This window comes from Luteimonas salinisoli, from assembly GCF_013425525.1.
Taxonomy (GTDB): Bacteria; Pseudomonadota; Gammaproteobacteria; order Xanthomonadales; family Xanthomonadaceae; genus Luteimonas; species Luteimonas salinisoli.
In genome coordinates this window covers 14,853-38,278 of sequence record NZ_JACCKA010000057.1, presented here as the reverse complement: position 1 = coordinate 38,278, position 23,426 = coordinate 14,853, and the positions used below count along the sequence as shown (strand labels likewise).

Annotated in this window: 20 protein-coding genes; 18 read left to right on the top strand and 2 right to left on the bottom strand. The window is 71.8% G+C overall.

Annotation, left to right across the window (positions count from 1 at the left end; translation table 11 throughout):
* The first annotated feature begins 112 nt into the window (after positions 1-112).
* Entirely contained in the window at positions 113-733 is a 621-nt protein-coding gene (gene nth, locus H0E84_RS09455) for an endonuclease III (RefSeq protein ID WP_425600476.1), read from the top strand.
* 186 nt (positions 734-919) lie between these two features.
* Here nth and H0E84_RS09450 read toward each other — a convergent pair whose 3' ends face one another.
* Positions 920-1,774 (bottom strand): 2OG-Fe(II) oxygenase, encoded by an 855-nt coding sequence (locus tag H0E84_RS09450; RefSeq protein ID WP_180678398.1) that lies wholly within the window; start codon positions 1,772-1,774, stop codon positions 920-922.
* 295 nt (positions 1,775-2,069) lie between these two features.
* Here H0E84_RS09450 and H0E84_RS09445 point away from each other — a divergent pair, with 295 nt between their 5' ends.
* The 17 genes from H0E84_RS09445 (at position 2,070) to H0E84_RS09365 (ending at position 21,805) form a co-directional block, all read left to right on the top strand.
* Positions 2,070-3,533 (top strand): hypothetical protein, encoded by a 1,464-nt coding sequence (locus H0E84_RS09445; protein ID WP_180678397.1) that lies wholly within the window; start codon positions 2,070-2,072, stop codon positions 3,531-3,533.
* A gap of 87 nt (positions 3,534-3,620) precedes the next feature.
* A complete protein-coding gene (locus H0E84_RS09440) occupies positions 3,621-6,254 on the top strand; it encodes a TonB-dependent receptor domain-containing protein (protein WP_180678396.1) in 2,634 nt (877 codons plus the stop codon).
* Positions 6,255-6,676: 422 nt separating this feature from the next.
* Complete coding sequence (locus H0E84_RS09435; RefSeq protein WP_180678395.1) at positions 6,677-7,492, top strand: type II secretion system protein N; 816 nt, start codon at positions 6,677-6,679, stop codon at positions 7,490-7,492.
* Positions 7,489-9,615 carry a type II secretion system secretin GspD gene (gene gspD, locus H0E84_RS09430; protein WP_180678394.1) on the top strand — a complete coding sequence of 709 codons (2,127 nt, stop codon included), beginning with the start codon at positions 7,489-7,491 and terminating at the stop codon, positions 9,613-9,615. The genes H0E84_RS09435 and gspD overlap by 4 nt, the downstream gene beginning before the upstream one ends.
* Positions 9,612-11,111: a type II secretion system ATPase GspE gene (gene gspE / locus H0E84_RS09425; protein ID WP_345776296.1), complete on the top strand. Its 1,500-nt coding sequence runs from the start codon at positions 9,612-9,614 to the stop codon at positions 11,109-11,111. Before gspD ends, gspE begins: the two co-directional genes overlap by 4 nt.
* Positions 11,098-12,300, top strand: a complete 1,203-nt coding sequence (gene gspF / locus H0E84_RS09420; RefSeq protein ID WP_180678393.1) for a type II secretion system inner membrane protein GspF — start codon at positions 11,098-11,100, stop codon at positions 12,298-12,300. Before gspE ends, gspF begins: the two co-directional genes overlap by 14 nt.
* A gap of 102 nt (positions 12,301-12,402) precedes the next feature.
* Positions 12,403-12,870: a type II secretion system major pseudopilin GspG gene (gene gspG, locus H0E84_RS09415; RefSeq protein WP_180678392.1), complete on the top strand. Its 468-nt coding sequence runs from the start codon at positions 12,403-12,405 to the stop codon at positions 12,868-12,870.
* A 261-nt stretch (positions 12,871-13,131) separates the two neighbouring features.
* Entirely contained in the window at positions 13,132-13,635 is a 504-nt protein-coding gene (locus tag H0E84_RS09410) for a GspH/FimT family pseudopilin (RefSeq protein WP_180678391.1), read from the top strand.
* Positions 13,635-14,201, top strand: coding sequence for a type II secretion system minor pseudopilin GspI (gene gspI, locus H0E84_RS09405; RefSeq protein ID WP_257644152.1), 567 nt, complete (start codon positions 13,635-13,637; stop codon positions 14,199-14,201). Before H0E84_RS09410 ends, gspI begins: the two co-directional genes overlap by 1 nt.
* Positions 14,202-14,560: 359 nt before the next feature.
* Positions 14,561-15,157 (top strand): type II secretion system minor pseudopilin GspJ, encoded by a 597-nt coding sequence (gspJ, locus tag H0E84_RS20465; RefSeq protein WP_345776295.1) that lies wholly within the window; start codon positions 14,561-14,563, stop codon positions 15,155-15,157.
* The gene (gene gspK, locus H0E84_RS09395; protein WP_180678371.1) at positions 15,154-16,134 is read left to right on the top strand and encodes a type II secretion system minor pseudopilin GspK; all 981 of its coding nucleotides are present in this window, start codon (positions 15,154-15,156) and stop codon (positions 16,132-16,134) included. Before gspJ ends, gspK begins: the two co-directional genes overlap by 4 nt.
* Positions 16,131-17,261 (top strand): type II secretion system protein GspL, encoded by a 1,131-nt coding sequence (gene gspL, locus H0E84_RS09390; protein ID WP_180678389.1) that lies wholly within the window; start codon positions 16,131-16,133, stop codon positions 17,259-17,261. Before gspK ends, gspL begins: the two co-directional genes overlap by 4 nt.
* Positions 17,258-17,755: a type II secretion system protein GspM gene (gspM, locus tag H0E84_RS09385; protein WP_180678388.1), complete on the top strand. Its 498-nt coding sequence runs from the start codon at positions 17,258-17,260 to the stop codon at positions 17,753-17,755. The genes gspL and gspM overlap by 4 nt, the downstream gene beginning before the upstream one ends.
* A complete protein-coding gene (gene gspN, locus H0E84_RS09380; RefSeq protein WP_180678387.1) occupies positions 17,752-18,468 on the top strand; it encodes a type II secretion system protein N in 717 nt (238 codons plus the stop codon). The genes gspM and gspN overlap by 4 nt, the downstream gene beginning before the upstream one ends.
* 223 nt (positions 18,469-18,691) lie before the next feature.
* A complete protein-coding gene (locus tag H0E84_RS09375) occupies positions 18,692-19,909 on the top strand; it encodes an OprO/OprP family phosphate-selective porin (protein ID WP_180678386.1) in 1,218 nt (405 codons plus the stop codon).
* Positions 19,910-20,124: 215 nt separating this feature from the next.
* On the top strand, positions 20,125-21,267 hold the full coding sequence (locus tag H0E84_RS09370; RefSeq protein WP_180678385.1) for a glycosyltransferase family 4 protein: 1,143 nt from the start codon (positions 20,125-20,127) through the stop codon (positions 21,265-21,267).
* On the top strand, positions 21,245-21,805 hold the full coding sequence (locus H0E84_RS09365) for a phosphatase PAP2 family protein (protein ID WP_180678384.1): 561 nt from the start codon (positions 21,245-21,247) through the stop codon (positions 21,803-21,805). The genes H0E84_RS09370 and H0E84_RS09365 overlap by 23 nt, the downstream gene beginning before the upstream one ends.
* A gap of 150 nt (positions 21,806-21,955) precedes the next feature.
* Here the strand turns inward: H0E84_RS09365 and creD are convergent, their stop codons facing one another.
* Complete coding sequence (creD, locus tag H0E84_RS09360) at positions 21,956-23,305, bottom strand: cell envelope integrity protein CreD (protein ID WP_180678383.1); 1,350 nt, start codon at positions 23,303-23,305, stop codon at positions 21,956-21,958.
* Between the last annotated feature and the right edge of the window lie 121 nt (positions 23,306-23,426).

The following is a 23,426-nucleotide window of genomic DNA, read 5'->3' as shown; positions in this document are numbered from 1 at the left end:
CCCGCGCCAGGGCCCGCGCCGGCCAGGACGGCAAGTGAACGCCCGCGCGGCAAAGGCCCCGGCGCGGCGGCCTGCCCGCGCCCGCCGCGCCGGCACCCTCACCCGCGACGAGATCCACGAACTGTTCTCGCGTCTGGCGGAACTGAACCCGAAGCCGACCACGGAACTCGAGTACCGCACTCCGTTCGAGCTGCTGGTCGCGGTGATCCTGTCGGCGCAGGCCACCGACGTCGGCGTCAACAAGGCGACGCGCCGGCTGTTCCCGGTCGCCGGCACGCCGCGGAAGATCCTCGAACTCGGCGAAGACGGCCTGAAGCGCTACATTTCCACCATCGGCCTGTTCAACGCCAAGGCGAAGAACGTCGTCGCCACCTGCCGGATCCTGCTCGAACGCCATGGCGGCGAGGTGCCGCGCGATCGCGCCGCGCTCGAGGCGCTGCCCGGCGTGGGCCGCAAGACCGCCAACGTGGTGCTCAACACCGCGTTCGGCGAGCCCACCATCGCGGTCGACACGCACATCTTCCGGGTCGCCAACCGCACCGGGCTGGCGCCGGGCAAGGACGTGCGCGCGGTCGAGGACGGTCTGCTCCGGCGCGTGCCGGAGGAGTTTCTCCACGACGCGCACCACTGGCTGATCCTGCACGGGCGCTACGTATGCAAGGCGCGCCGGCCCGAATGCCCGGCATGCGCGATCCGCGACCTGTGCCGGTTCCCGGACAAGACGCCAGCGTAGATCCGCCGCGGTACTGATGCCCGAAGTCGGCACGCACCCGGCCGCGGCTTTCGCGGCCATCGGCCGCTTCTACGGCGAACGCGACGCCCGAATGGGCCATGGCCGCTGTAGGAGCGGCCCACGGCCGCGAAAGCCGGCGCGGTTCCCGCCATCTCGAATCACCTCCCAACGACCGAAGCCTGGCGGCTAATCGTGCCGCCGCTCCCTCAGCCACTTGGTCGCCACCCACTTCTCGCCATCGGCGACCGGCGCGCCGCCGTGCAGGCTGCGGGTCATCGGGTGCGGCCGGTCGTAGCTGAAGAACACCGCGTTGCCCCTGACTGCGGCCACTTCGAACTGCGCATCGGGAAAGGTGGTCGCGCCGCCGCGGTGCGGGGTGTTGAGATACATCACCAGCGAGGCCACGCGCTGGCCGCCGCGCGCGAGGATGCCGCGACTGCCGGGCTTGTCCGGATCGAAGTAGTCGTAGTGAGGCCGGTATTCCGCGCCCTGGCCGTAGCGCAGCACCTGCAGCCCCTCGCCGTTCTCCAGCGGCCATTCGGTCAGCCTCGCGATGCGCGCCTCGATGCGCGCGCACAGATCGTTCTCGCCGCGGCGGAAGAACATGCCCTGGCTGGTGCGATCGCGATGCACCTGGTCGCCTCCGGTCTCTGGATCGACCGTCGCCGAACGCGACAGCCGGGGACGCGCCATCTCCACCAGCGCGTCGCATTCGTCGGCGGACAGCAGCCCGCCGAATACCACCACATGGGGATGGACCAGGTGCGCGAGCATCTGCACCTCGCGGTCGCCGGCGTCGACGAGCGCCACACCGTTCCACTCGACCGGGGCCGGCACCCGGACCGGCGGCGGCAACCCGCTGTCGCGCGCATGACGTTCCAGATGGCGGCGCATCGCCGCCTCCACCGCGTCGATCGCCAGTTGTTCCTCCCAGCCCTGGCGGAGCAGCGGCGCGACCACCGCCTCGGGCGGCTGGCCGCCGCGCACCTGCTCGAGGATCCAGTGTTCCAGCTCCTCGCTCACCTGTTGTGTCGCTCGCATCGTCGGTTTCTCCTCCGGCCGGCGCCGATGGCGGCGCGTCGCCGCGTGCGCCATTCCCCGCACCAGCCTAACGCGTCCGCATGACGTTTCCGATACCGCGCGATGACAGGCATCGACGGCACGGCCGGCATGTGTCGACGCGCTTAAGGAACCGTTATCCGCGCAAGAAAACGGTCACAAACACTGCCTATAACTTGCGGGGATTCCTCAGGGGACGAACCACCGCACCGCGGCGATCCGCTTCGCCGCTTCGCGCGTTCCCGCAACCAACCGCCCATCGATCGGAGATCCAAGAATGGCTGCGAACAACTACCGGACCCTGCTGATGACCTTCGGCACGGTCCTCGCCCTCAGCGCATGCGGCAACGGCGCGGACAGCGTCGCCAATCCCGGCGAGGGCGCCTTCCCGCCGCCGCCGTCGGGCTCGCCGCCACCGCCTCCGCCCCCGCCGACCGCGCCGCCCCCGAGCGGCGGCCCTGCCGCCGACTGCCCGGACGGCTTCACCAACATCGGCACCGTCGCCGACGGCTCGCTGCGCGCCTGCCGACTGCCCGAGATCGTCACCGGCAACCTGGTGGTGCCGCAGCGCGATGGCACCGTGTACGCCATCTCCGGCCGCGTCAACGTCGGCCAGGACCAGGGCGGCGACGCCGGCAACCCGAACGCCGGCGCCCAGGAAGGCGTGCTCACCATCGAGCCGGGCGTCACGCTCTACGGCTCGGCCGGCGCCGACTACCTCGTGATCAACCGTGGCTCGGAGATCTACGCCGAAGGCACCGCCAGCGATCCGATCGTGTTCACCGCGCGGCAGAGCCTGGAAGGCCAGACCAACGCCGACTCTATCGGCCTGTGGGGTGGCCTGGTGATCCTCGGCCGCGCGCCGATCAACGCCTGCCCGGGCGAGACGGTCTCCGGCACCCCGGAATGCCAGGAACAGGTGGAAGGAACCGACGGCTTCTACGGCGGCAACGCCCCCACCGACAACAGCGGCGTGCTGCGCTACGTGCGCGTGCAGCATTCCGGCTTCGAGATCGCGCCGAACAACGAGCTCAACGGCATCACCCTGGCCGGCGTCGGCCGCGGCACCACCGTGGAGTACGTGCAGGTGCACAACAGCTCCGACGACGGCATCGAGTGGTTCGGCGGCACCGTCAACGCCCGCTATCTGGTGCTCACCGGCAACGACGACGACAGCCTCGATACCGACACCGGCTGGAACGGCGGCCTGCAGTTCGGCATCGTGATGCAGCGCGACGGCGGTGGCGACCGCATGAACGAGTGGAGCAGCATCCGCCGCGAACCCTACTCCAACCCCAAGGTCGCCAACTTCACCTACGTCGGCCGCGCCGGCGGCGGCGCCGCGGTGACCCTCAACCAGGGCACCCAGGCCGAGTTCTACAACACCGTGGTCACCCGTCCTGCCGGTGGCAGCGGCGACGGCGAGATCTGTTTCAAGATCGACGACGAGAACACCACCGGCACCTTCCATTCGGTGCACTTCTCCTGCCCGGTGCCGTTCGCCAGCGATCGCGCGGGCACGGACTTCAACGCCGGCAGCAACAACGTCGCCGAGGGTACCTCGACGCTGACGGGCGGCTTCGTCAACGGTGCCGAGGAAAGCGCGGTACCGGCCTACCAGGGCCTGCAGGCGATCCACGGCTTCTTCCAGCAGGTCGACTACATCGGCGGCGTGCGCGACGCCAGCGACACCTGGTGGCAGGGCTGGACCTGCGGCCTGACGGCCGATACGCCCTGCTGATCCGGGCGCGCAACGGGGCGGCGCGACGCCGCCCCGTTCGTCGTGACGCCTCCACGCCCTCCCCGTCCTGCCAGCCAAGGCTTTCCCATGAAGCGATCCCCGACCCGCAGCGGCCTGTTCCTCGCGATCTCGGCCCTGCTCGCCCCGTGCGGCGTGCTGGCGCAGAACGCGCCAACCGATGCCGGAGCGCCCGCGCAGACCGCGGCTTCCGCCAGCCCGACCCAGCTGGACGCGGTCCAGGTACGCGGCGAATACATCCCGGAGCCGATGCTCCAGACCTCCGAAGTCGCCTCGTTCGTCACCCGCGAGGACTTCGAGCGCACCGGCGACAGCGACGCCGCCGCGGCGCTCACCCGCGTCACCGGCCTGAGCCTGGTGCGCGACAAGTACGTGTACGTGCGCGGCCTCGGCGAGCGCTACTCGTCGGCGCTGTTCAACGGCTCGCCACTGCCCAGCCCGGAGCCGCTGCAGCGCGTGGTGCCGCTGGACCTGTTCCCGAGCGAGGTGCTCGACAGCGTGACCGTGCAGAAGACCTACTCGGTGAAGTACCCGGGCGAGTTCGGCGGTGGCGTGATCGACATGCAGTCGCTGACCGTGCCCGACGAGCCCTTTATCAACCTCTCGGTCGGCACCGGCGGCAACAGCGTCACCACCGGCGAGAAGGGCCTGACCTACTACGGCGGCGACGACGATTTCTGGGGCTACGACGACGGCACCCGCAAGATGCCGCGCGCGCTGCAGGACGCGATCGCCACCGGCCAGCGCGTCGACCTGGGCAACTTCGCCCGCGACGACATCCGCCGCATCGGCCGGAGCCTCGGCAACGCCAATCTCAACGTGCTGCAGCAGAAGGACAGCATCGATCCGGACGTCGAATTCGGCGGCAGCGCCGGCTATTCCCTGGACCTGGGCGAAGGCCAGCTGGGCTTCCTGGCCGTGGCCGGCTTCGAGAACAAGTGGCGCACCCGGTTCGGCACCCAGCAGGATGCCTTCTTCACCGGTGAGGTGGTCGAGTACGACGCCGACTACGAATTCCTCTCCACCCAGAACAACGCCCGCGTCAACGCGCTGGTGGGCGTCGGTTACGAGAACGGTAACCACAAGGTGTCGCTGACCACGATGTACGTGCACGACACCATCAAGGAGGCGCGCAGCCGCTCCGGCCGCGACAACCTCGCCGGATTCGAGGCGCGCGACGACTACACCGAGTGGTTCGAGCGCGAGCTGCTCAACAACCAGATCAACGGCACCCACGCCTTCGGCGAGTACGGGGACCTGAAGATCGAATGGCGCGGCGCGATCGCCCGCGCCACCCGGGACGTGCCCTACGAGAATGGCATCCGCTACGAGCTGGTCGACGGCTACTGGGCGCACGACGGCTCGCGGGTGCAGAACTACACCCGTTTCAGCAACGTCGAGGACGAGATCGCGAGCGGTGGCGTCGACGTCAGCTGGCGCCTGCCGATCGAGCGCGATGTCACCCTCAGCGGCGGCGCCTCGTACTCCGACAACGACCGCAACGCCGAATCGCGCGAGTTCCGCCTGCTGGCGCTCGACGGCGCGCTGCCGTTCTACAACCGGTACCAGCGCGTCGACTACCTGTTCTCGGACTACAACCTCAGCCAGGACCTGCTGCGCATCCGCGAGACCACGGGCAGCTCGGGCGCGGCGGCCTACGACGCCACGCTCAAGGTCAAGGCCGGATACCTGCAGGCCGAGGGCGAGATCGCGCCGATGCTGCGCGCCACCGTCGGCGTGCGCTACGAGGACGCCACCCAGGCGGTGCACCCGTACGACATTTTCACCGGCGCTCGCCAGGCCGGGCCGGCGCCGCTGCAGAACGACTATCTGCTGCCGGCGGCCACCCTGACCTGGAACTTCGCCGACAACCAGCAGATCCGCTTCGGCGCCTCCAAGACCATCGCCCGTCCGCAGTTCCGTGAGCTGGCCCCGCAGCAGTACCAGGATCCGGACAACGACCGGCTGTTCTACGGCAACCCCTACCTGGTCGACAGCGAGCTGCTCAACCTCGACGTGCGCTACGAGTGGTTCTTCGGCTCTGGCGAGTACTTCACCGTCGGCGGGTTCTACAAGGACATCGACAACCCGATCGAGTCGAACGTCAACTTCGCCGGCGGCACCACCTTCCAGAGCTTCCTCAACGCACCGGCCGCGGTCCTGTACGGCGCCGAGATCGAAGCGAAGAAGTACTTCGACCTGCCGATCGAGGCCAACTGGTGGGGCGACAACCGCCTGTACTTCAGTGGCAACTACACCTGGTCCAACTCCGAGGTCGAGGTGAAGGAGGGCGACACGGTCCGTCCCTACGGCTTCACCCGGCCGGTCGACGCGGCGCTGTTCGTCCGCGACGGCAGCCAGCTGCAGGGCCAGTCCGACCACATCGCCAACCTGCAGTTCGGCATCGAGAGCGAGACCTCGCGCACCCGGGCCACCCTGATCGCCAACTACGTCGGCGAGCGCATCACCGCGCGCGGCCGCCCCGGCCAGCCGGACTACATCGAAAAGCCCGGCACCACCCTGGACTTCGTGCTGCGCAAGGGCTTCGACCTCGGTGGACGCGAGATGGCGATCGGCTTCAGCGCCCGCAACATCCTGGATACCGAGTACCAGGAGTACCAGGAACGCGGCGGCAACCGCGCCGACGTCTACCGCTACGAGCCGGGCGTGTCGTACACGCTGAGCCTGTCGGCGGAGTTCTGACCCCCGCCGCGGCGGGGCGGCCGCACGCAACTGCCGCCGCCCCGCAGGAGCGGCCCATGGCCGCGAAAGCCGCGGGGTGGCTCCGATGGAGTGTGCGGCATTTCCAGGCGCGATCCATCGCGTCGGCCTTCGCGCGCATGGCGCGCTCCTGCAGGTGCGGCGTTCCATCCGGCCGACATCCGTAGGAGAGGCCCATGGCCGCGAAGGCCACGGGTGGCTCCGGGCAGGGGTACGGCGATTCCGGGCAAGGCCAGTCGCGCTGGCCTGGCGCGCATGGCGCGCTCCTCCGGAGCCGACGGCGTGCCCCAGGGCGGCGTCCACCGGCGAAGAAGGAAATATGGCAATCGCAGTCAAACTGTCATAAATCCTTCTCATCCTTTCCGCATCCGTGCAATGAAGCCTGCGCGCCTCGCGGAATCGCCGTGTCGAAGTTTCCCTCCAACCTGCGCCTCCCCGCCCGTGACGATCGCTCGGCGGTCCTGCGCGGCGCCCTGGAGATCGCGCTGGTGCTGCTGCTGGCGGCGCAGGCGACGCGCCTGATCTGGATCGCGCTGACGCCGCTCGGGCCGATCGGTACCGCTTCCGCCGCGCCCGCCGCGCCCGTGGACACCTCGCTTTCGCTGTCCGGCGATCCGTTCTTCCCGTCCGCGCACAGCGGCCGCGCGCAGGCCAGCGTCCATGGCTATCGCCTGTTCGGCGTGCGGCAAGGTCGCAACGGCGGCTCGGCGATCCTGGCCGGGAGCGACGGCGCGCAGGGCGCATTCCGGGTCGGCGACGAGATCGCCGATGGCGTGGTGCTGCAAGCGGTCGGATCCGATCATGCGGTACTGCGCGCCGGCGGCAGCGACCAACGCATCGCGCTGCAGGGGGCCGGCGACGCGACCGCGCGCACGCCTTCCTCGCTCCCCGCCGCCCTGCCCGCGGTCCGTGCGAACGGCAGCGGAGACGCCGCCGCGGCGATCGATCCGCAGCAGCTGCTGGCCCAGGCCGGCCTGCGGCCGCGCACCGAAGGCGGCCGCGTCACCGGCTACACCCTGATCCCGCGCGGCGGCGGCGCGCTGCTGCGCCAGGCCGGGCTCGAATCGGGCGACGTGCTGCTGGCGGTCAACGGCCAGGCCCTCACGCCCGAGCGCATGACCGAACTGGAGCAGGAACTCGCCCGGCGCGACCGCGCCGAGATCACCGTCCAGCGCGGCGGCGACACCAAGACCATCACCCTGCGGACGACCTCGCCTTGAAACCTCGCTTCGCCCCGTGGCTGATCGCAGCCGGCCTGTGCCTGACCGCCCCCGCCGCCCTGCCCCAGGATCCGCCCGCCGCACCGGCACCGGCGCTGAACGTGCAGAACGCCGACATCCGCGCCTTCATCCAGGACGTGGCCCGTGCCACCGGCACCACTTTCCTGGTCGATCCACGCGTGCAGGGCACGATCACCCTGTCCAACGACGCGCCGCTGTCGGAGCCGGAGCTACTCGGCATCCTGGTCGCCACCCTGCGCGCCAACGGACTGATCGCGGTGCCCAGCGGCGCTGGCGTCTACCGCGTGGTCCCGGACGACACCGCCGCGCAGCAGCCGGGCGCGGCGCGCGGCGATGGCATCGGCTTCTCGACCGAGGTGTTCCGGCTGCGCCACGTCGATGCGCAGTCGGCGGTGGAGACCGTCAAGCCGCTGATCGGCCGCGGCGGCGTGGCGCTGGCCACGCCGCAGGGCAACAGCCTGCTGGTGGCGGACTACAGCGACAACCTGCGCCGGCTGCGCGGGCTGATCGCCCAGATCGACCAGGACCGCGCCCGGGTCGAGGCGATCAGCCTGCGCAACAGTTCCGCGCGCGAGATCGCCCAGGTGGTCAACGGCCTGTACGGCGGCCAGGGGCGCGGTTCGGTGCTGTCGGTGCTGCCGGTGGAAAGCAGCAACGCGGTGCTGCTGCGCGGCGATCCGGCGCTCGTCGACACGGTGCGACGCGTGGTCGAGGACCTCGACCGCCGCGCTGAGAACAGCGGCGACGTGCGCGTGATCCGCCTGCAGCACGCCAATGCCGAGGAACTGCTGCCGGTGCTGCAGCAGGTGGTCGGGCTGACCGGCGAGGCGGAGGCGCGGCAGGGCGGCGGCGGATCGTCGAGCGCGTCCTCGCCGCTGGCGGCGTCGGCGATGGCGTCGATGTCGAACCTGGCTGCGACACTGCCGCGCTCCGACGGCACGACGGGCAACGGTGACGCGCCGCTGGCCGCCTCGGTCGCGATCGCGCCGGGGCGCCGCGCCACCATCGCCCGCTACCCGGGCGTCAACGCCATCATCATCAACGCCGATCCGGAAACCCAGCGCATGCTGGTCGACGTGATCACCCAGCTCGACACCCGCCGCGAGCAGGTGCTGGTCGAGGCGCTGGTGGTGGAGATCTCCGACGATGCCGCCAAGCGCCTCGGCGCGCAGCTGCTGCTGGCCGGCAAGGACGGCAACGTCCCGATCGGCATGAGCAACTTCCCCGGCAGCGCGCCGGGCATCGCCGAACTGGCCGCGGCCGCGTCGCGGGTCCGCGACGGCGACACCAGCTCGCCGCTGGTCAGCAACGCCTTGCGCTCGCTACTGGACTACAACGGCGGCCTGTCCGGCCTGGCCGGCGAGACCGGCAGCCTGGTGTTCGGGCTGATCATCGACGCGGTCAAGAGCGATACCGCCTCCAACCTGCTGTCGACCCCCTCGGTGCTCACGCTCGACAACGAGGAGGCGCGGATCCTGGTCGGCCAGGAAATCCCGATCACCACCGGCGAGGTGCTGGGCGATTCCAACAGCAATCCGTTCCGCACCATCCAGCGCCAGGACGTCGGCATCCAGCTGGTGGTGCGCCCGCAGATCAACGCCGGCGGCGGAATCACCCTGGCGCTGCGGCAGGAAGTCTCGGCGATCGCGGGGCCGGTCAGCGAGAACTTCGACGAGTTGATCCTCAGCAAGCGCGAGATCGAGACCCGGGTGCTGGCCGACGACGGCGCCATCGTCGTGCTCGGCGGCCTGCTCGACCAGGCCGACCGCAACACCGTCGACAAGGTGCCGGTGCTCGGCGACATCCCCGGCCTCGGCGCGCTGTTCCGGCGCACCGCGCGCTCGCGCAACAAGACCAACCTGATGGTGTTCATCCGCCCGACCATCGTCCGCGATCCGCGCGAGGCGCAGGGCATCACCGCGCCGCGCTACGACTACATGCGGCGCGAGCAGCTGCGCAGCGGCGGCGCGCCCGGCGACGGCCGCGCCCAGCTCGATGCGCTGATCGAGGATTACTTCGGCACCACCCCGCCGGTGGCGCCGCCGGCGCCGCTGCCGCGCACCGAACCACAGCCCGAACCGTCCACCGAACCGCAGCCGTGACCGACTCCGCGCCCGCCCCGCTGGCCTACGCCTTCGCCAAGCGCCACGGCATGCTGCTGCTGGGCGCCGACGGCGACGCGCCGGCGCGCATCGGCCTGCGCGAGGGCGCGTCGCCGGAGGCGCTGATCGAGGCGCGCCGCGCGCTCGGCCGCGCACTCGACGTGCAGCGGCTGCCGCGCACCGAGTTCGACCGCCGGCTGTCGGAGATCTACGCCGGCGCCGGACTGGCCGGCGCGGCCGGCGCGCAGGATCTCGACGACGCCGGCAGCCTCGACGCGCTCGCCGACGACATCCCGGCCGCCGCCGACCTGCTCGAGGCGCAGGACGACGCGCCGGTGATCCGCCTGATCAACGGCCTGATCGCCGAGGCCGCGCGCAGCGGCGCCTCCGACGTGCACATCGAGCCGTTCGAACGCGCGCTGCGGGTGCGTTTCCGGGTCGACGGGGTGATGCGCGAGGCGCTGAGCCTGCCCGCGCGACTGGCGCCGCTGCTGGTATCGCGGGTCAAGGTGATGGCGCGCCTGGACATCGCCGAGCGCCGCATCCCGCAGGACGGCCGCATCTCGCTGGCGATGGGTGCCAAGGCGCTGGACGTGCGCGTCTCCACCCTGCCCGCGCGCCACGGCGAGCGCGTGGTGATGCGCATCCTCGACAAGGACCACGGCGCGTTCGCGCTCGAGGAGCTGGGCATGCCCGCGGGCGTGCTGGACGCCTTCCGCGCGGCGCTGGCGGTGCCCAACGGCATCGTGCTGGTCACCGGGCCCACCGGGTCGGGCAAGACCACGACGCTGTACGCGGGGCTCGAGCGGCTCAACGACGGCAGCCGCAACATCCTGACCGTCGAGGACCCCGTCGAATACGCGGTCGAGGGCGTCGGCCAGACCCAGGTCAACGGCAAGGTCGGCATGACCTTCGCCGCCGGGCTGCGCGCGATCCTGCGCCAGGATCCCGACGTGGTGATGGTCGGCGAGATCCGCGACCCGGAAACCGCGCAGATCGCGGTGCAGGCCAGCCTCACCGGCCACCTGGTGCTGTCCACCGTGCACACCAACGACGCGCTCGGCGCGATCACCCGCCTGCGCGACATGGGCGTGGAATCGTTCCTGCTCGCCAGCACCGTGCGCCTGCTGCTGGCGCAGCGCCTGATCCGCCGGCTGTGCCCGCACTGCCGACAGCCGCGCGCGCCCGACGCGCTGAGCGCGCGGCTGATGGGCGCGGGCTACGCCGGCCCGCTGTTCGCGGCGGCGGGATGCGGGCACTGCAACCAGACCGGCTTCAACGGCCGCATCGGCGTGTACGAGGCGGTGACGATCGACGACGGTCTGCGCGCGCTGATCGCCGGCGGCGCCGACGAGGACGCGCTGGCGCGCGCGGCCTCGCTGTCGGGCGACTGGCTGGCAGATTCGGCCCGTGCCTGCGTGACCGCGGGCGCCACCACCCCGGAGGAGGCGCTGCGCGTCGTGCGCCAGGAGTCGCGGGACCATGGCCACGTTTGACTACGCCGCGCTCGACGCGCGCGGCCGCGACCGCCGCGGCACCGTCGCCGCCGACAGCGAACGCGACGCGCGCGAACGGCTGCTGCGCCGGCGACTCGTGCCGGTGAAGCTGGTGCCGGCCAGTGCCTCGGCATCGAAACCCACACTGCTGCGCGGCCGCTTCGGCAACCGCGAACTCACCCTGGTCACCCGCCAGCTGGCGACCCTGGTCGCGGTGGCGCCGCTGGAGGAGGCGCTGCGCACCATCGGCGCCCAGGCCGAGAAGCCCGCGGTGCGGCGGGTACTGTTGTCGACGCACGCCACCGTGGTCGAAGGCTTCCGCCTGTCCGAGGCGATGGCGCGCCAGGGCAATGCGTTCCCACCGCTGTACCGGGCGATGGTCGCCGCCGGCGAAGGCACCGGCGCGCTGCCGGAGATCCTGGAGCGGCTGGCCGACCTGCTCGAACGCCAGCAGCAGGTGCGCAGTCGCCTGACCACGGCGCTGGTGTATCCGGCGGCGCTGGCGCTCACCGCGCTGGCGGTGGTGGTGGCGCTGATGACCTTCGTGGTGCCGAAGGTGGTCGAGCAGTTCGACTCCATGGGCCGCACGCTGCCGTGGCTGACCCGCGCGGTGATCGGCGTCTCGGAGCTGATGACCGGCTGGGGCCTGGCGCTGCTGGTGCTGCTGGCGCTCGCCGCCGCCGGCTTCGTGCAGCTGCTGCGACGGCCGGACTTCCGGCTGCGCTTGGACGGCATGCTGCTGCGCGCGCCGCTGCTCGGGCGCCTGATCCGCGACGTCCACGCCGCGCGGCTGGCGCGCACCCTGGCGATCATGCTCGCCAGCGGCCTGCCGCTGATGGAAGGCCTGCGCACCACCGCGCGCACGGTGCACAACCGGGTGCTGCGCCGGGCCACCGAGGACATGGCCGATGCAATCCGCGAAGGCGGCAGCCTGTCGGCGGCGATGCGCCGCGCCGCGGTGTTCCCGCCGACGCTGCTGTACATGGCCTCCAGCGGCGAGAGCAGCGGCCGCCTGGCGCCGATGCTCGAACGCGCCGCCGACTACCTGGAGCGCGAGTTCAACACCTTCACCGCCGCGGCGATGAGCCTGCTCGAGCCCGCGATCATCGTCGCCATGGGCGGCCTGGTGGCCTTGATCGTGTTGTCGATTCTTTTGCCGATATTGCAGTTCAACAGCCTTGCACTTTAGCGCAAGGCGGGAATCGGGAGTGGGGAATCGGGAATGGTTTACAGCGACACGCCGCAATCGATGCCTGGCCAGCAACCGTCACACATCACCACAGGAACGAACATGATCCACCCGCGCCGCTCTAATCGATTCCCGATTCCCGATTCCCGATTCCCTGCCTGCAGGGGCTTCACCCTGGTGGAACTCATGGTCGTGATCGTGATCATCGGCCTGCTGGCGACGGTGGTGATGATCAACGTGATGCCCAGCCAGGACCGCGCCATGGTCGAGAAGGCGCGCGCCGACATCTCGGTGCTGGAGCAGGCGGTCGAGACCTACCGGCTGGAGAACCTGAGCTATCCGCACACGCAGGACGGGCTGGAGGCACTGCTGCGCCCGCCGCAGGGACTCGCGCGCCCGGAGCGCTACCGCAAGGGCGGCTACATCCGGCGCCTGCCGCAGGACCCGTGGGGCAATCCGTACCAGTACGCCTATCCGGGCCGCGACGCCACGTTCGACGTGTACTCGTTCGGCGCCGACGGGCAGGAAGGCGGCGAAGGCGATGGGGCGGACATCGGGAATTGGAACTAGGGATTCGGCATGGGAGTCGGGGTTGGCAAGCGCAAGCGCGGGGGCTGTGCGGTGCGTCTGGAATGGCTTAGGCCTGCACTGGGCGTCCGACGACGCTGCGGTCTTGTGCGTGGGGGGTTCGGTGATGGCGAACGGAAACGACCGCTTGGTCGCCTAGGGAGCGTTGCTCAGGAGCACACCATGATGCTCGGGGCGCAGAGCGGTGTGACTGGGCGACCTGCCGTCGTAAGCCGTTGCGACGGCCTCGTTGGTCTCAGGGCGGTGAGGTCGCGGGGGCGCGGCTTCACCCTGGTCGAGCTGATGGTGGTGCTGGCGATCGTCGGGCTGCTCGGGGCCGCGGTGGTGCTGACTGCGCCCGCCCGAGGCAGCGCGCTGGCCGCGGATGCCGACGCGTTGGCCGCGCGCCTGCTGCGCGCGCAGCAGGAGGCGATCCTGGGCACGCGCGCGATCCGGGGGCGTGCCGATGCGCGGGGCTACGCCTTCTCGGTGCAGCGCTTCGATGGCTGGCAACCGCTGGCCGATGCGCCGTTCCGGCCGGCGACATGGTCGGACGGCGTGGCCCCGGAGCTGCCGCGCGGACAGGAGGCGATCGAGTTCCGCTTCGATCCGATCGGCACCGCCGAGCCGGTGCGGATCGTGCTGCGGCAGGACCAGCGACGCACGCAGGTGACGGTCGACGCAACCGGCGGCGTGGAGGTCGCGCTAGAGCCGGCCGGCAGCGATCGCATCGCCGGCGAGACCGGGATGTTGCGGAGCGCGCAGTGATGCGCGTGCCGAAAAGCGGTGTCGCTGGGCGATTCGCTGTCGTCAGCCGTCGCGACGGCATCATTGGTGTCCAAGCGGTAGGGTCGTGGGGGCGCGGCATCGTTGATGCTGCGATGGTGGGTTCGCGGGAGGCGGAAAGCGGTTCTCGCGGGCGATTCATTGGCGTAAGCCGTGGCGACGGCATCATTGTTGACAAGGCGATAGGTTCGCGGCAGCGCGGCTTTTCGCTGCTGGAGATGCTGGTCGCGATGGCCGTATTCGGACTGGTGGTGATCGCGCTGCTGAACCTGTCCGGCGAGAACACCCGCACCACGGCGATCGTCGAGGAGCGGGTGCTGGCCGGCGTGGTCGCGGAGAATCGCGCGGTCGAGGCGGCGACCGAACCGCTGCCGGCGCTGGCGGGCGCGACCCAGGGCAGCGAGCGCCTCGGCGACCGCGACTGGGACTGGACGCGCACGGTCAACGCTACCGACGACGCGGCGATCGTGCGCGTGGAGGTCATGGTGATGCCGGCCGGCAGCGATCGCGTGGCTGCCGGGACTACGCTGTTCCGGGAAGTGCAGTGATGTCGGGGCTCGATTCGCGGGCGTCGAGAAGCGGTTTTTGCGGGCGATTCGCTGTCGTCAGCCGTGGCGACGGCCTCGTTTGCGTCGGGGTGGCGGGTTCGCGGCAGCGCGGCCCCAGTTGTGTCGGAACGGTGGGTTCGTGGGGGGCGGAAGGCGGTTCTCGCGGGGGATTCATTGGTGTAAGCCGTGGCGACGGCCTCAGTTGTGTCGGACCGGTGGGTTCGCGGGAGGCGGAAGGCGGTTCTCGCGGGCGATTCATTGGTGTAAGCCGTGGCGACGGCCTCATTGGTGTCCGAGCGGTGGGTTCGCGGGGGCGCGGTGTCGGAACGGTGGGGTCGCGGGGGCGCGGTGTCCGAGCGGTGGGCTCGCGGCAGCGCGGTTTTACGCTGGTCGAGATGCTGGTCGCACTGGCGGTGTTCGCGCTGCTGTCCGCCGCCGGCGTCACGGTATTGGCCTATGCCGCCGACAACCAGGGCGTGCTGCGCGAGCGGATGCAGCGGATCGGCGAATTCCAGCGCGCCCGCGCGGTGCTGCGCGCCGACCTGTCGCAGACGGCGCCGCGGCGCACCCGCAATGCCGCCGGTCATCCGGCGGTGCAGGCCTTCACCGGTTCCGCCGACGCCGCGCCCGGCCTGCTGTTCGCGCTGACCCGGCGCGGCTGGAGCAATCCCGAGCAGGCGCCGCGGGCGTCGCTGCAGTACGTCGAGTACCGGCTGGTCGACGACCGCCTGGAGCGCGGCACGCGTCCGGCGCTCGACGGCGCGGTACTCGGCACGCCGCAGGTGCTGCTGCGGGGCGTGCGCACGGCGCGCGCGCACTACCGGTACCAGGGCGAATGGATGGACGGCTGGCCCGGCGGTGCCGACCGCGTGCCCGAGGCGCTGCAGCTGGACCTGCAGATCGACGGCGTCGGCGAGGTGCGGCAGCTGTTCCTGATGCCGGGGCAGCCGCTGTGAGCCGTCCGCGCCAACGTGGCATCGCCCTGTTGACCGTGCTGCTGCTGGTGGCGGTGATGGCGGTGCTGGTGATGGGCGTGCTCGACGACATCCGCTTCGGCCTGCGCCGCGCCGACAATGCGCAGTCGGTGGCGCAGGCGCAATGGCATGCGCTGGGCGCCGAGGCGCTGGCGCTGGCGCAGATCGAGCGCCTGGCCGCCCGCGACCCGGGGCGCACCACGTCGGAGGGCGACTGGAACGGCCGCGCGTTCGTGTTCCCGGTGGAATCTGGCGCGATCAGCGCACGCCTGTCCGATGCCACCGCCTGCTTCAACCTCAACAGCGTGGTCCAGGGTGGCGCCGATACCTTCTTCGTGAACGACTCAGGCGTGATCCAATACATCGCGCTGCTGCAGGCGCTGGGCTTCTCCGAACACCAGTCCGGCGCACTCGCCGACAGCCTCGTCGACTGGATCGACAGCGACCAGCAGCGCGAGAGCCTGGGGCACGAGGACGAGGCCTATGCGCGCGGCCGCGACGGCTACCGCACCGCCGGCACCCTGCTGGCGGAAACCAGCGAGCTGCGCGCGATCCACGGCTACACCGCCGAGGTCTACGCGCGCCTGCGGCCGCATGTCTGCGCGTTGCCGACAGTCAAGCTGTCGCCGGTGAACGTCAACACCCTGCGCGAGGAGGACGCCGCGATCCTGCGCATGCTCACAGAAGGGGCCCTCGATGACGCCCGGGCACGCCGGGTGATCGCCGCGCGCCCGACCGACGGCTGGCGCGAACCCCTCGCATTCTGGACCTCGCCGGGCATGGACGGCCTCGTGCCGTCGGGCGATTTCATCAATCAGATCGAGCTGCGCACACGCTACTTCCGCCTGCACGCCGAGGTCGAGGTCGGCCCGGCGCAGGTGGTGCTGAGCGCCCTGTTCGAACACGACGGCAGCAGCCCGCCGCGGCTGCTGGCCCGCAGATGGAGTGCCGAGGAATGATCACGTACATCGTGCTGCTGCCGCAGAATCCGGACGCGCCGGCGCTGCGACTGAGCGTCGGCGACGACGGGCGCGTTGTGGCACGCGAACGTCTGCGCAGCGGCGACACCGCAGCCCCCCAGCCGGCCGCGGCCGGACCAACGCGCACCGTGCTGGTGGTGCCCGGCACCCAGGCGCCGGCGCTCTGGCTGGAACTGCCCGCGCGCAACCCCGTGCAGGCGCTCGCCGCCGCGCGCGCGCTGATCGCCGAACGCCTGGCGGGCAGCAGCGAGGCGCTCCACATCGCCATCGCAGCGGCCGCCGGCGACGACGCACCGCGGCCGGTGGTGGCGGTCGAACGCACGCTGATGACGTACTGGCTCGGGCGCGCCGCCGAGTTGGGCATCATCGTGGACGCCATGGTTCCCGACCATCTCGCGCTGCCGGCGCCGGACGACGACGGCGTCGTCGTGGTCGTCGACGGCGACGAGCGCATCGTGCGCGGACCGCGGCTGGCGTTCCGCAGCGAGGCGGCGCTCGCCGCGCTGGTCCTCGAAGAATGGGCGCAGCAGGTCGTCGAGGCGGGCCCGCAGGCCGAAGCCCTGCTCGCGGCCGGCGCCCGGCAGCCGGCGATCGACCTGCTGCAGTACGACTTCGCGCGCACGCCGGCGCAACCCCGCGGCGCGCGTGCCTGGCGCCGCGCCGCGGTGCTCGCCGCGTTGCTGGCGCTCTCGCCGCTGCTGCTGTGGAGCGCCGATGCGCTGCGCCACACGCTGGCCGCGCGCGCGCTGGAAGCCCAGGTCGCGGTAGCGGTCGACGCCGCCCTGCCCGGCCGCGCGCCGGCGCAACCACCGCTGGCGGCCGCACGTGCGGCCCTGCGCCAGGCGCAGGCGCGCGACGGCTTCGCCCACGCGGCCACGGCGCTGTTCGCGGCGGTGCCGCGGGTCGAGGGCGCGCAGCTGGATCGACTGTTCTATGGCGAGGACGGCACGCTGCGCGTGACGCTGTCGCATGCCCGGGCCGACGAACTCGATGTCCTGCGCGATGCGCTCGCCGGCGGCGGCCTGGCGCTTCAGCCGGCCGGTACCCGTCGCACCGACGGCCGCCTCCACAGCGAGCTCGAGATCCTGCCGGAGCCGGCGCCATGACCCGCCTTTTCGACACCGCCCGCGTCGCCGACTGGTGGCAGGCGCGCGAGCCGCGTGAACGGTGGATGGTCGCCGTGATGCTGGCTGCCCTGGCCGCGTTCGTGCTGTGGTACGGCGCGATCGCGCCGCTGCGCCAGGCGCGCGACGACGCGCGCGCGCGCCATGCCGATGCCGTTGCCGCGGTCCAGGAGATCGAACGCGCGCTGGCGCGCATCGAGGCCTCCGCGGCGCGACTGCCGCCGCCACCGGCCGACGATGCCTTCGCCACCGCCATCGTCGACAGCGCCGGCGCGGCGGGCGTCGCCATCAGCCGGCAGGACGATGGTGGCGACGGTGTGCTGGTGATCGCCATCGACGCGGTCGCCGCGCCGGCGCTGTTCGGCTGGATCGATACCCTGCGGCGCGAGCACGGCATCGCCCCGCTCGCCCTGCAGGTCGACAAGCGCGACGGCCGGCTGCGCGCCGAACTGCGCTTCGCGCCGCCGCCGGCATGAGCGCGCGCGGCCTGGCCTGGCTGTTCGCGCTGGCGCTGCCGCCGATGCTGGGCCTGTCGCTGCCCTTGCGACTGGCACTGGGGCTGTCGGACCTGGAGCAGGCGGGCCTCGGCGCCTCTGCGGCATCGGGTTCGCTGTGGCAGGGGCGGCTGCACGATGCGCGCCTGCACGGCCGGGCGCTCGGCGATGTCGGCGTCCGGCTGTCGCCGTGGCCGCTGCTCACCGGCACCCGCGAACTGGTGGTGCGCGGCGCCACGCTGCGGGCCTCGCTGCTGCAGGGGGCGCGGCGCGGCATCCGCGACGCGAACGGCACGCTGGTCCTGGAAGATCCCGGCCTCGCGCCCGGCCTGGCGGTGGTGCTCGATGCCGACGCTGCGCGTCTGGTGTTCGCCGGCGACGCCTGCCGAAGCGCCTCGGGCCGGATCGGCCTCGCACTGCATCCAGCTGCAGGCGGCGATCCGCTCGCGGTGTTCGAAGGCACTGTGGCCTGCGACGGCCGCGCGGCGACGGTCGCGTGGACGCCGTCCGGCACCGCGCCCGGACCATTCGCCGGGCTCCGGATCGATGCCCGCCTCGAGCCCGATGGCGCCTGGCGGCTGCGATCGGTGGTGCCCCGGGTCGACGACGCGCGCGATGCCGCCGCGCTCGAACTCGCCGGGTTCCGGGCCGGGCCAGCCGGCTGGAGCCGCACCGACAGCGGCAGCTTCCCGTAAGAAGCTGCGCGACGCGGCCCCGACGGGAAACGAGGCACGCGCGACGGGCCGCCCCCCATGCGGTCTCGGCGCAGGGCGCGGCACGGAGCGCTCGAGCGACACATGAATGAAAACCGACCGTCACCCAAAGGTCGCTCTCCTGACATATATGACTGGTTCTTGTCACATTAGTGTCAATTGCGCAGCCTAGGCTTCGCGCGTCCCCCTCGCGAAGGCCCGGTCCATGTCTCTCCCTCGTTCCCTGCCGCTGGCGCTGCTGGCCGCACTTGCAGCTCCCGCCGCCCACGCCGAGTTCGAGCTCGGCGAGATCGGCGCGACCAGCATCACCTTCGAGGGCCTGTTGCAGGCCGATTACAACGACTACCGCAGCGACCGGGCCGACCTCGACAGCGATCCCGGCGACGGCCGCGACAGCGACCGGGAGCTGCGTCGCGCCGAGCTGGTGCTCAAGGGCAAGGGCCCGGGCGGCTTCGACTGGGTGGTGGGCTACGACGCCAAGGCCGACAAGTGGCTGGACGTCAACGGCCGACTGCGCTTCGGCGCCGACCGCGCGCAGTTCCTGCAGATCGGCCAGTACAAGCAGCCCAACAGCCTGGAAGAGCTGAGCTCGACCAAGCAAAACGACTTCATCTCCAAGGCGATGAGTACCAACACCTTCGGCGTCTCGCGGCGCCTCGGCGCCGCCTACGGCATCGGCGGCGATGGCTGGACCGCGACCGCCAGCTGGTTCGGGCGCGAGCTGACCGACGGCCTGGCCGAGGGCAGCGGCTACGGCGTTCGCGGCACCTGGGCGCCGCTGCGCGACGAGGGGCGCATCCTGCACCTGGGCCTGTCCTACGTCGACTTCGACACGCCGGACGACCGCGCGCGCCTGCGCACCCGTCCCAATGCCGACCTCGCTGGCGTGCGCCTGGTCGACACCGGCACGCTGTCCGATGCCGACCGGCAGTCCATCGTGGGCGTCGAGGCGATGTGGATCGGCGGCCCGATCAAGCTGCAGGGCGAGTACCTGCGCGCCGGAATCGATCGCATCGGCACCGCGGCACGGCCGGCCGGCGATTTCGACGGCGACAGCTGGTACGTCTCCGGGCTGTGGAACCTCGGCGGCGAGACCTGGGGCTACAAGGGCGGCGTGCCGACCACGCCGAAGGCGGGCGGCGGCAACCGCGGCCTGTGGCAGATCGGCCTGCGCTACGACCGCGTCGACCTCGACGACGGCCGGCTGCCGCCCCCCGTTCCCGGCACCGCCCCGGTCGTCGAAGGCGTGCTCGGCGGCGAGATGGACGCCTGGACCGTGGGCGTGAACTGGTACTGGCGCGACCACGTCAAGCTTGCGCTGAACTACGTCGACGTCTCCAGCACCCGCTACAGCAGCGCCGCGGGCGCGTTCGTCGACGACGATCCGGCCATCGTCGAGGCTCGGGTGCAGCTGCACTGGTAGTCGCCGAGGCGCGCCCATCCCCCGTAGAGCGGAGCTTGCGCCGCTGCTCCCGGCTCCGGAGCCTGCGTAGTCGAGCAAGCTCGGCTCTACAGGGGCTTTGCCGAGTGGCTCGGCTGGGAGCGGAGCGTGTTCTCCGGCGACGTCATGCCGCGGTCATCGCCCTGCAACCTCCACTACACGGCCGGCCTGCACGCTCTGCGAAACCGGAGCCGCGCATGCGCTACGCGATCGTCACCGAGACCTGGCCGCCCGAAGTCAACGGCGTCGCACTCACCGTGCATGACCTGACGCAAGGACTGCAGGCGCGCGGCCATGCGGTCGACCTGGTTCGACCGCGCCAGGAGCGCGGCCAGCAGGCAGGTCCCGGGGAACTGCTGGTCGCGGGAGCGGCGCTGCCGCGCTATCCCGGGCTGAGGTTCGGAATGCCCGCCACGGGCACCGTGCTGCGGCGCTGGCGCGCCGCGCCGCCGCAGGCGGTGTACATCGCCACCGAGGGGCCGCTGGGCTGGTCGGCGCTGCGCGCCGCGCGACGCCTGGCGATCCCGGTGGCCAGCGGCCTGCATACCCGCTTCGACGCCTACATGCGCGATTACGGCCTGGCGCCGCTGGAGCCGCTGGCGATGGCTTGGATGCGGCGCTTCCACAACCGCGCCGACGCCACCCTGGTGCCGACCGCAGAACTGGCCGGCTTCCTGTCCGGCCGCGGATTCCGGAACGTAGTGCAGCTGGCGCGCGCGGTCGACACCACGCTGTTCGACCCGCGTCGGCGCGATCCGTCGCTGCGTGCGCACTGGGGGCTGGCGGCGGACGACCTCGCCGCCATCCACGTGGGCCGCATCGCCGCCGAGAAGAACCTGGCGCTGGCGGTGAGCGCGTTCCGCCGGCTGCAGCAGCGGCAGCCGCGGGCGCGCTTCGTCTGGGTCGGCGACGGGCCCGAACGCCAGGCGCTGGCGCGCGACAATCCCGACTTCGTGTTCTGCGGGGTGCAGCGCGGCGAGGCCCTCGCCCGCCACTTCGCCAGCGGCGACCTGTTCCTGTTCCCCAGCCGCTCCGAGACCTTCGGCAACGTGACCCTGGAGGCGATGGCCAGCGGCGTACCGGTGGTCGCGTTCGACTACGGCGCGGCGCGCACGCATCTGCGCGATGGCGTGCACGGCGCGGCGGTCGACGACGACGACGCGTTCGAGGCGGCCGTGCTCCGGCTGGGCGACGACCGCGCCGCGCGGCACGCGATGGGCGCCGCGGCGCGCCAGGCGGTGCTGCGGCTGAGCCCGGAACAGGTCGCCGCCGACTTCGACGCCCTGCTGTCGGGCCTGGCCGCCCGGGGAGCGCGCGATGCGACCGCCTCCGCTGCGTAGCCGGCTGCTGGCCAGCGACTGCGGCTGGTGCCTGCGCGCCAACCGCATCGGCGCGCGGCAGTGGATCCGCGGCTACTTCGCCGTGGTGAGCCGGCTGGGCGACGGCGGGTTCTGGTACGCGCTGATGGCGGCGCTGGTGCTCGCCGAAGGGCGCGCCGGCCTCGCCGCGTCGGCGCACATGGCCGCCACCGGCGCGGTCGCGCTGCTGCTGTACAAGACGCTCAAGCGATGGACGCGGCGGCCGCGGCCGTTCGCCTCGGACCTGCGCATCCGCGCCTGGGTGGCGCCACTCGACGAGTTCAGCTTCCCCTCGGGGCATACCCTGCACGCGGTCTCGTTCACCCTGGTGGCGGTGGCGCACCACCCGGCGCTGGCGTGGCTGCTGGTGCCGTTCGCGGCCAGCGTCGCCGCCTCGCGGGTGGTGCTCGGGCTGCACTACCCCAGCGACGTGCTCGCCGCCACCGCGATCGGCAGCACGCTGGCGCTGCTGTCGGTGGCGCTGATGCCCGGGGTCGCGATCCTCGGCATCGGGGGCTAAAAGGCTCGAAGACGTTCGATCGGCTGGCGGGCATGGCGCCGATTCCAGCGTCCGCCGCCGCCGGCCAGGCCTGCGCATCCGGGTCGTGGCCGGCGCGGCCTCGCCGGGACCCGCCGCGGCCGCGGACGTCCGTGTCCGGGACCGGGCGGCTCACCGGCGCTGCGGCGCGGCGGCGGCGGCCAGCTGGTACCAGTCCACCCTGCGCGTGACTACCATGATCGCGGCGAGGATCGCGAACAGCAGCCCGGCGCCGAGCACCAGCGCGTTGTCCTCCGAGATCAGCAGGCCGTACAGCGCCGCGTACAGCAGCGCCAGCATCGCCGCGAAGCCGGCGCCGCGGGCGCGGCTGCGCAGCACGTGCGCGAGGTAGTAGCCGAGCAGCCCGATGCAGGCGGCTGCCGCGACCAGGTAGGCGAGACCGAAGGCGACGTGCTCGGACAGGCTGACCAGCAGCAGGAAGAAGATCGCCAGCGCCAGCCCCACCAGGCCGTACTGGATCGGGTGGATGCGCAACTGCCGGATCAGTTCGAACATGAAGAAGCCGACGAAGGTGAGCAGCACGAACAGCAGGCCGTACTTGCTGGCGCGATCGGCCTGGCTGTAAGGATTGACCGGGTCGACCAGCGAGAGGCCGATCGCGTCCAGCTCGCCGGAGGTGTGCGGCCCGGGCCCCGGGCCGGGCAGCTGCGCGCCGGCCAGATACTGCGCCTGCGCGTTGCTCGCCAGCGAGGAGATCTCCCATTCGGCACGAAAACCCCCGGCGTCGAGCGCCCGCGAGCGCGGCGAGAAATCGCCGTTGAACTGCGGATGCGGCCACGATGAATCCAGCACCATGCGGTTGCGCCCGGCCAGCGGCGCGATCGCCAGCGACTCGGTGCCGCCGAGGGCCAGATCGAGCCGCACCTGCAGCGCCAGCGCCTGCCCTGCCGACGGGGCAGGCAGGCGCGCGTGCAGGCCGCTGCCGCCGGCGCCGCCGAGCCCCTGGCGCAGCGGCGTGTCGCGGCCGCCGATGCGCAGGCGCGGCGTGCCGGCGATGCCGCGCACATCGGCGATCCCGATCGACAGGTACGGGCGGCCGATGCGCCTGGGGTGCTGCGGCTCGGGGTTCGCCGGAATCGCGATGTCGAAGTCCGCGGCGATCTGCGCGCCCAGCTCGTAGACGCGCACCTCGTGCAGGCCCACGTTGCGCGTGGACGGCGCGATCGTGCCGGTCAGCTCGAGCGACTCCGGAAAATAGGTCCAGGCGCCCTCGCGCTCGCGAAGCACGGTGCGGATCGCACCGTTGATGCCCTTCTCTTCCACTTCCACGGTCTCCACGTAGGGCACCGTCAGCACGGGCCCGGCGATGCCCTGGGGCCCGGCATAGCCGCGCGAGACCCGGTACACCGCCTGCTCGCGGTATTCCTGGCGCTCCTGGATCACGCCGCGGATCATCGTCAGCGGCGCCAGGATCGCCAGCGTCATCAGCACCACCATCAGGATCTTCCAGCCCAGCTTCATGCCCGCACTCCGGTTCTTGGGATGCGCGCAGGATCGGGGCGGCCGGTGTGGAGACGGCGATGCGAACGTGAAGCGGGGACGAAGTCCCGACGTCGCGCGCTACGGCCCGCGCGAATCGTGT

Excerpts from the sequence above, each read along its gene's own strand:
- H0E84_RS09375 (WP_180678386.1), top strand. The coding sequence starts at position 18,692 with ATGTCTCTCCCTCGTTCCCTGCCGCTGGCGCTGCTGGCCGCACTTGCA.
- gspM (WP_180678388.1), top strand. The coding sequence starts at position 17,258 with ATGACCCGCCTTTTCGACACCGCCCGCGTCGCCGACTGGTGGCAGGCG.
- gspN (WP_180678387.1), top strand. The coding sequence starts at position 17,752 with ATGAGCGCGCGCGGCCTGGCCTGGCTGTTCGCGCTGGCGCTGCCGCCG.
- H0E84_RS09370 (WP_180678385.1), top strand. The coding sequence starts at position 20,125 with ATGCGCTACGCGATCGTCACCGAGACCTGGCCGCCCGAAGTCAACGGC.
- gspG (WP_180678392.1), top strand. The coding sequence starts at position 12,403 with ATGATCCACCCGCGCCGCTCTAATCGATTCCCGATTCCCGATTCCCGA.
- gspL (WP_180678389.1), top strand. The coding sequence starts at position 16,131 with ATGATCACGTACATCGTGCTGCTGCCGCAGAATCCGGACGCGCCGGCG.
- H0E84_RS09365 (WP_180678384.1), top strand. The coding sequence starts at position 21,245 with ATGCGACCGCCTCCGCTGCGTAGCCGGCTGCTGGCCAGCGACTGCGGC.
- creD (WP_180678383.1), bottom strand. The coding sequence starts at position 23,305 with ATGAAGCTGGGCTGGAAGATCCTGATGGTGGTGCTGATGACGCTGGCG.
- H0E84_RS09440 (WP_180678396.1), top strand. The coding sequence starts at position 3,621 with ATGAAGCGATCCCCGACCCGCAGCGGCCTGTTCCTCGCGATCTCGGCC.
- H0E84_RS09450 (WP_180678398.1), bottom strand. The coding sequence starts at position 1,774 with ATGCGAGCGACACAACAGGTGAGCGAGGAGCTGGAACACTGGATCCTC.
- H0E84_RS09445 (WP_180678397.1), top strand. The coding sequence starts at position 2,070 with ATGGCTGCGAACAACTACCGGACCCTGCTGATGACCTTCGGCACGGTC.
- gspF (WP_180678393.1), top strand. The coding sequence starts at position 11,098 with ATGGCCACGTTTGACTACGCCGCGCTCGACGCGCGCGGCCGCGACCGC.
- gspI (WP_257644152.1), top strand. The coding sequence starts at position 13,635 with ATGCGCGTGCCGAAAAGCGGTGTCGCTGGGCGATTCGCTGTCGTCAGC.